General features: G+C 62.5%; 6 protein-coding genes. All 6 read right to left on the bottom strand.

Translation table 11 applies throughout. The annotated features are described in order from the left end of the window. Positions 1-788 (bottom strand): ABC transporter substrate-binding protein (locus ACXJ7R_RS21305; RefSeq protein ID WP_457153574.1); only part of this gene is annotated, 788 nt, incomplete at its 3' end. A 29-nt stretch (positions 789-817) separates the two neighbouring features. After that, positions 818-2005, bottom strand: a complete 1188-nt coding sequence (locus ACXJ7R_RS21310; protein WP_457153575.1) for a PLP-dependent transferase — start codon at positions 2003-2005, stop codon at positions 818-820. Further along, the gene (locus ACXJ7R_RS21315; RefSeq protein WP_457153576.1) at positions 2002-2736 is read right to left on the bottom strand and encodes a FadR/GntR family transcriptional regulator; all 735 of its coding nucleotides are present in this window, start codon (positions 2734-2736) and stop codon (positions 2002-2004) included. The genes ACXJ7R_RS21310 and ACXJ7R_RS21315 overlap by 4 nt, the downstream gene beginning before the upstream one ends. A gap of 137 nt (positions 2737-2873) precedes the next feature. Continuing rightward, positions 2874-4352: an FAD-dependent monooxygenase gene (locus tag ACXJ7R_RS21320; protein ID WP_457153578.1), complete on the bottom strand. Its 1479-nt coding sequence runs from the start codon at positions 4350-4352 to the stop codon at positions 2874-2876. A gap of 553 nt (positions 4353-4905) precedes the next feature. Further along, the gene (locus ACXJ7R_RS21325; protein ID WP_457153577.1) at positions 4906-6279 is read right to left on the bottom strand and encodes a PleD family two-component system response regulator; all 1374 of its coding nucleotides are present in this window, start codon (positions 6277-6279) and stop codon (positions 4906-4908) included. A gap of 33 nt (positions 6280-6312) precedes the next feature. Then, positions 6313-6684: a response regulator gene (locus tag ACXJ7R_RS21330; protein WP_095088146.1), complete on the bottom strand. Its 372-nt coding sequence runs from the start codon at positions 6682-6684 to the stop codon at positions 6313-6315. Positions 6685-6767: the final 83 nt, after the last annotated feature.

Genomic DNA, 6767 nt, shown 5'->3' on the forward strand with positions numbered 1-6767 from the left:
TGGTTGAGCATGGCGCAGGTACCGGAATAGAAGCCGGTGACCGTCTCGTTGAAGCCCCAGCTCACAGCATCCTTCGGCGCCAAGCCATTCTTGTACATGTCGGCCAGCATCTGCAGACCCTTGACCGAGCCTTCGTCGTTGATGGTCGAGGTGCCATCCTCGTTGAAATAGCCGCCCTTGCCGGCTGCGATATTCATGAACATGTGCATGCCGTTGAAGGCGCCCGGACCGCCGCGCAGGCAGTAGCCATATTTGCCCGGTATTGCCGARATCTTCTTGGAGTCGGCGATGAAATCGTCGAGCGTCGCCGGCGGCCCGTCTAGGCCGGCTTCCTTGAACAGCTTCTTGTTCCAGAACAGCGCGTTCACGTAGTAGCCGTACGGGATCATGAACTGCGTGTTGTTGACGGTCGAGCCGAACTGCTTGGCGCGCTCGCCGAGCGTCTTGGCGTCGTCCCACTTGGCCATGTAGGGGCCGAGATCCTCGAGCTGGGCATTGTTGGCATAGAGGCCCATCCAGCGTTCCGGCATCTCGACCACATCGGGCGTATCGCCGGCCTGCACCATGGTCAGGAATTTTTCGAAGGCCTGGCCCCAGGGCAGCGAGATCAGCTCGACCTTGACGCCGGGATTGGCGGTTTCGAATTCGGCGATCTGTTTCTTCAGGAATTCGGTGCGCGGCGGGCTGGTGATGACTTCGACCATCTTAAGGGTCGAATCGGCCACAGCACTTCCGGCGGAAATCRCCAGCCCCGCAACGGTGGCAAGCATGACGGTCAGTTTTTTCATGTTCAAGACTCCCATTTTGAACCCGCTTGTTATTTTCTGGCTTTTTCGAAGGCCTGGGCGACGTCCGCCCACAGGTCTTCGACACTTTCCAATCCGACATTGAAGCGGATGGTTCGGGGGCTGACGCCGAAGCGCGCCATCGAATTTAGGCCCGGCGTCTGCTCGAGCGACGCCTTGGCAGGCACGACCAGGCTCTCATGCCCGCCCCAGCTGACGCCGAGGCGGAAATAGTTGAGCGCGTCGACGAAGACGGGGATGTCGATATCGTCCGTCACCTCGAAGGAGAACAGCCCGGCATAGCCGGCCAGCGTCGCCTTGCCGGGATGGTTCGAATAGGCAGGATGGTTGACGCGCTCAACATTGGCATGCGCCTTCAGCCGCTCGGCGAGGGTCAGGCCGCTTTTCATGTGGTGCGGCAGGCGCAGCGGCAGCGTGCGCAAGCCGCGCAGGAGCAGCCAGGCCTCGAACGGCGACAGCTTGCCGCCGAGATAGGAATAGGTCTGCTCGTTGATATGCTTGATATGGGCGGCAGATCCGGCCACGACGCCGGCCACGGTGTCGCTGTGGCCACCGAGATATTTCGAGGCCGAGTGCAGCACCAGGTCGACGCCGTGGGTGATCGGCTTCTGGAACACCGGCGTTGCCCAGGAATTGTCGATGCTGGTGATGATGCCCTGCTCCTTCGCCAACCGCGTCAGATGCGCGATGTCCTGGAGCTCGAACATCATCGAGGTCGGGCTTTCCAGGTAGAGCAGCTTGGCGCCGGGAAGTGCCGCCGCGACCGCGTCCGGGTCGGAGCCATCGACGTAATCGACTTTGATGTTGAGCCGGGGCAAGAGCCGCTCGAACAGCCGGTAGGCATCGCCGTAGCAATTGCGCACCGCCACGATGCGCTCGCCGGCACCGACGAAAGCAAGCACGGTGGCGCTAATCGCCGCCATGCCGCTGGAAAAGCCGCGCGCGGCCTCAGCGCCCTCGAGCGCCGCTACCCGCGCCTCGAACTCCATCACCGTCGGATTGTCGCCGCGCGAATAGATAGGCTGCTTTCGTTTGCCGGCGAAAGTGTCGGCCATCTCGGCATAGTTGGCAAAGGTGAACAGCGAGGTCTGGTAGATCGGCGGCACCACCGCGCCGCCCGGGAATGGCTCGTCATGCGCCAGCAGCGTTGCCGCCTCGGCGAGATAATCGTGGTCGAAACCGGATGGCTGCTCGTTCATGTCTGGCTCGAAAGTTTGAGTTTGGCCGCACCGCGCTTCAGATCGTCCTCGACGGTGGCGATCAGCTTGAGCGCCTCGGCGCGGGCGCCTTGCGGGTCACGCGCGGCGATGCATTCGTAGATGGTGCGGTGATAGGGAAAGCTGGCATGGCCGAAGTCGCGCACGCCGAGCGGATGCTCCCAAAAGCGATGGAACAACTCGTGCATGGCGGCGATGATCTGCTCGAACAGCGGATTGCCGGAGACCCGGTAGATCGCCTGGTGGAACTCCCAGTCCTCTTCCGACGACATGCCGTCGCGCGTGCGAAACGCCTGCTCCATGATGTCGAGCTTGCGCGCGATCTCGGCAATGTCGGTCTGGCTTGCACGCTCGGCACAGAGTGCGGCGGCCTCCGCTTCCAGCGCGCGGCGGATTTCCAGCGTCTGCATCAGGCTGGTGAAATCGTTTCCCCCCGCCAGCGTCAGCGGCATATGCAGCATGCCGGGTGAAACGGCCGCCTTGAGGTAGGTTCCGCTGCCCTGCCGGCGCTCGACCAGACCGAGCCCTTCCCAGCGCGTCAGCGCCTCACGCACCGTGTTGCGGCTGACCTTCAGCCGTTCGGCCAGAATACGCTCTGTCGGAAGTCGCTCGCCGGGCTGCAAGGCTTCGGCGCGAACAAACCCAACCAACGCCTTCAGCACGGCGTCATCGCGCGCCGTCGTCTGAATGGGTGGCAGGCTGTTCTGGTCCACGCTCTCTCCAAGTGGTCCAATGGTCCAACCAATTTCTGCATGGATAGAAGCTCCTGTCAATCGGTTGTCAGCAGTCCGCGCCGCCACAAGCGGCGACGCGATGCATTCAGGAGGTATTTCGGGAGGTGGCGCCTACTTTATTGTGGCTGGGGCGCCACGGCAGGCGGTCCGAACCAGGCGGTCAGCGCCTCGGCAAGCCCAAGACGGGTTCCGTCCCCTACCCAGGCCACATAGCCGTCAGGCCGGATCAACACCGCGGTCGGAGCGGCAACGGGACCAAGGACCGGAAGCTCCCACGGACCGGAATATGTGGCGTCGATCTGCTGGACCCGTTCCCCCCACGGTGTGATGTCGAAGCCGCCTGGCTGACCGAAGTTCAGCATGACCGGCCGGGCATCATGCAGCAGGGCAAAGACTCTCAGCGGGCCGTTGGCAGTGAGCAGGTCGAGGTCGGGCATCCGCCGGCCGAGCAGAGGATGCCCCTCGCCGAGATTGTAGTGAACGCCCAGACCGGACATCTCGCCGGCCATTCGTCTGCGCGGTTCGTCCATCCCGAACAGTTCGGCAACGATGTCGCCCATCGCCTTGCCGCGGTCGTCCATACGCCGAAGCGCAACCTGTGCCATCGTGTTCTGCAAGACACGGGCGGCGACCGGGTGGCGCTCAGCCTGGTAGGTATCGAGGAGGCTCTCAGGTGAGATCCGCTTGACCACCTGCGCCAGCTTCCAGCCGAGGTTGACCGCATCCTGTACGCCGATGTTGAGACCCTGCCCGCCCATCGGGGGATGGATGTGCGCGGCATCGCCCGCCAGCAGGACGCGTCTGTCACGATAGGTCGCGGCTTGCCGCGTCATGTCGGTAAATCGTGAGAGCCAAGTCGGACTGTGGACTCCATAGTCGGTCCCATAGATGGCAACCAGCGCCTCGCTGAGATCGCGAAGCGTGGGTTCTCCACCGGTCTCCAGTCGCGGTTCTGTCAGCACGACGCCGACTGTCCCACCCTCTCCGGTCTTGCCCAAAGCGTGGATACCGGAGTCCGTCCTCCGGAAGCCGAATGGCGGCTCCTCAGACATCTCGACCTCGGCGATCATCCAGCTCATCGTCGGATCCCATCCGGCGAATTCGATGCCGGCTGCTTTTCGGATGAGGCTTCGCCCTCCGTCACAGCCCACCAGATAATGTGTCTTCATACGTTGGCCATCGGCCAACTCGATGATGACCCGGCTGTCGTCTTGCGCCAACGCCGCGACCTCCTGTCCGCGATAGATCGGCACTTTCAACTCGTCGACCCGACCGGCCAATATGCGTTCAATGTGGTTTTGACGCAGCCCGAGCAGGCAGTTGTGCCGCGTTGGAAAGTCGCTGATGTCCAGCCGGATCATGTGGAAGCCCACGACCTGAAAGCGTTGTCCTTGCGACAAAAACCGGTCGGCGATCCCACGCTGATCCAGAACTTCGATCGTGCGTGCATGCAGGCCGCCCGCACGCAAGCCAACAAGCTCCTGGTTGGGACGCCGTTCGACAATGGCAACGTCGACACCCGCCAGCGCGAGTTCAGCTGCCAGCAGCAACCCTGTCGGGCCACCTCCGGCAATCACCACCGCATGATCGGTCATTACAGCCATTATCGCACTCTCCGTTCCGTACCCTTGGGTTAGGCCGACGGTTTTACGGGAGGAGCCGGGTCTTGCCGCAAGCCCCTTGTGCGCCATATGTATGAACTGGAGAGGTAGCCCTCCCTCAGAGGCCAGCCACCAACAAAGCCTCTCGCGCAATGACAGGGCGCGCCATATGGCTATCGCCGCTGATCACAGGATCCGGATTTTTCACACGCAAAAAGCAGAGTCATCCGTGCCTTGGCACGGAGCTCCGATGTTCTGTTTGGAGAAGGGGGCCGGTCGGCGTTTGGCAGCGGTACGAGGAGGCCACTATGCGCCAGCGCCGGCCGGCCGACCCCACGGACCCAGGAGATGCGGCGGACCTGAGCATCATGGGGTATTTCTAGGGATCGAGCCGGCTGACTACCCTCGTGCCGGCTTCGTCTTGGCCTGCACACTTGCGCAAGAGTTTATGAAAATCAACCATTTCTTAACCAAGGCTCGCGAATCGCTTGGATTAAGGTAAACGGGTAACCCTATCGGCTTGACTGGAAAATCGGGCCTTTGCGGGTTACGCCGCCTTGGCGACGACGCGGTTGCGGCCGCCGCTCTTGGCTTCGTAGAGAGCGAGGTCGGCACGTTTCATCAGCGCCGCCACCGTGTCCACCCCCTTCAGCACCGACGACACGCCGACACTGACGGTGACTTCGGTCGTCTTGCCGTCCGGGCCGATGGCAAAAGGCGCCTGGGCAATTTCGGCGCGAATGCGTTCGGCCACCCTTTCGGCCACCGTGCCGTCAGTGTCCGGCATGACCACGACGAACTCCTCGCCACCAAAGCGGCAGGCAAGGTCGATGCCCCGGACATTCTTGCGCAGCCGTCGCGCGAATTCCCGCAACACATCGTCGCCGCCGTCATGGCCGTGCGCGTCGTTGATCGACTTGAAACGATCGAGGTCGGTGATCATCACCGACAGCGGCCGCCGCCGCGCCACGGCGCGATCGAACAGCGTCTGCAGATGGCTGTCGAGGTAGCGGCGGTTGTGCAGTCCGGTCAGCCCGTCGGTCACCGCCATTTCGATGGTTTGGGTGACGCTGGCGCGCAGCTGGTCGTTGTAGCGCTTGCGGCGCACCTGGGTGCGCAGCCGCGCTGTCAGTTCTTGCTGGTCGATCGGCCGTATCAGATAGTCGTTGATGCCGAGCTCCAGGCCACGAATGATGCGCTCGTCCTCGCCCGCCTCCGCCAGCAGGATGATCGGAACGAAACGGGTGCGGTCGAGCGAGCGCAACTGCGAACAGAGCCGGAGCGGATCGAAATCCGCAAAGGCCGTAGAGATCATCACGCATTCGTAGGGCGTCTCGGCGGCCTGGAAGAAGCCGGCATGCGGATCGCTGGTGACGTCGACGTCGGCACGGTCGCGCAGCATCTTCTGGATGCGCTCGACCGAGGATTTGCGCTCGTCGATCAAAAGCACTTTCGGCGTCGTGTCCTCGGAGGCGAAATTGCGGCTCAGCAATTCTTCGATACCAATGTTGCGCGTCGTCGAGGCGCGCAGCCGCAACTCGTCGGTCAGCGACTTCAGCCGGACCAGGCTCTTGACGCGCGTCATCAGTTGCAGGTCGTTGACCGGTTTGGTCAGGAAATCATCGGCGCCAGCTTCGAGCCCGCGCACGCGGTCGGAAACCTGGTCGAGCGCGGTGATCATCACCACCGGAATGTGCGACGTCGCCGGGTCGCTCTTCAGCCGTCGGCAGACTTCGAACCCGTCCATGTCGGGCATCATCACGTCGAGCAGCACGACATCGACCTTGCCATTCTCGCAGGTCTCGATGGCGTCCGGCCCGTTGGTGGCGGTCAACACCTCGAAATATTCGGCCAGCAGCCGGACCTCCAGCAGCCGCACATTGGCAGGGATGTCGTCGACGACGAGGATCCGTGCAGTCATGTCACAAGGCTCCGGCTTGGCTGGAAGGGCGCATCACGCATCGCCCAGATAGGATTTGATGGTTTCGATGAAACGCGGCACCGAGATCGGCTTGGAGATATAGGCTTCGCAGCCACCCTGGCGGATGCGTTCCTCGTCGCCTTTCATCGCGAAGGCGGTCACCGCGATGACCGGGATGACGTGCAACTCGTCATCCTCCTTCAGCCATTTGGTCACCTCCAGCCCCGACACTTCAGGCAACTGGATGTCCATCAGGATGAGATCCGGCCGGTGCTTGCGCGCCAGATCGAGCGCTTCCAGGCCGTTGCGGGTGCGCACGGTCTCGTAACCGCTTGCTTCGATGAGGTCCCGAAAGAGCTTCATATTGAGCTCATTGTCCTCGACGATCATGACCTTCTTCGGCATCGATATCCCGTCCCGGCCGTCCTTCCGCTCGAAGGCAGCCGTCATGCGTCCATCTGAAAGACGCACCAAACCCTGCGTCACTC

Source organism: Mesorhizobium sp. P5_C1, assembly GCF_054049815.1.

Bases quoted from the DNA above. Each gene is read 5' to 3' on its own strand.
- ACXJ7R_RS21310 (WP_457153575.1), bottom strand. From the start codon at position 2,005: ATGAACGAGCAGCCATCCGGTTTCGACCACGATTATCTCGCCGAGGCG.
- ACXJ7R_RS21320 (WP_457153578.1), bottom strand. From the start codon at position 4,352: ATGACCGATCATGCGGTGGTGATTGCCGGAGGTGGCCCGACAGGGTTG.
- ACXJ7R_RS21325 (WP_457153577.1), bottom strand. From the start codon at position 6,279: ATGACTGCACGGATCCTCGTCGTCGACGACATCCCTGCCAATGTGCGG.
- ACXJ7R_RS21330 (WP_095088146.1), bottom strand. From the start codon at position 6,684: ATGCCGAAGAAGGTCATGATCGTCGAGGACAATGAGCTCAATATGAAG.